Annotated in this window: 1 pseudogene; it reads left to right on the top strand. The window is 62.8% G+C overall.

The features are described 5' to 3' along the window. A pseudogene (locus KBI52_RS00975) lies at positions 1-367 on the top strand (hypothetical protein); the annotation flags it as partial. Positions 368-592: the final 225 nt, after the last annotated feature.

Raw genomic sequence — 592 nt, 5'->3', positions numbered from 1 at the left:
GGGGCGACACAACCCACGTGTGGTCAAGCGCAAGATGAGCGGCTTTCCGACCAAAGCCCGCGCCGCCCCGGCCGTTCCAGGCCGGATCATCGCAGCCGACTACATCCGGATTGTCGCGCCACCGCCTGACCCCGTGCTCTTGCCCGCAGCCGTGCCTCTTGCGGCCGAGCCCAAAGCCGCCGCAACGCCTGCTTCGGCACCCAAGCCGGAGACGGTCTGGCGCGCCCACATCGACTCCTGGCAGACGAGTGGGCTGTCACGATCCGCCTATTGCCAGAGTCAAGGTCTCGCGCTGCGCTCCTTTAACACTTGGGTCGCACGCCTGCGCAACACCCGCCGACATCCCAAAAAGGCGATCCACACCTAAGTCAACGGTATTGCCGCTAGCCCTCGCCGAGCAGTTTAATTTGCTCGCCGCATAGGCGCACAACGAAGCGCCTGTTCCCGCCGCATCCGTGCTCCGGGTTTGCAACAGAACCGAAACGCAAAAGGCCCGGGGGTATACCCGGGCCTTGTCTGTGCCTGTGGAAGACAGGTTTTAGTAGGTGCTGAACTTGTAGCTGATGCCAGCACGGACCGTGTGGAATTCAAT

It is taken from the genome of Microvirga sp. HBU67558 (genome assembly GCF_018069605.1).
In the GTDB taxonomy this organism is placed as follows: Bacteria; Pseudomonadota; Alphaproteobacteria; order Rhizobiales; family Beijerinckiaceae; genus Microvirga; species Microvirga terrae.
Note: the sequence above shows the minus strand (reverse complement) of the source record. Positions and strands in the feature narration are given on the sequence as shown.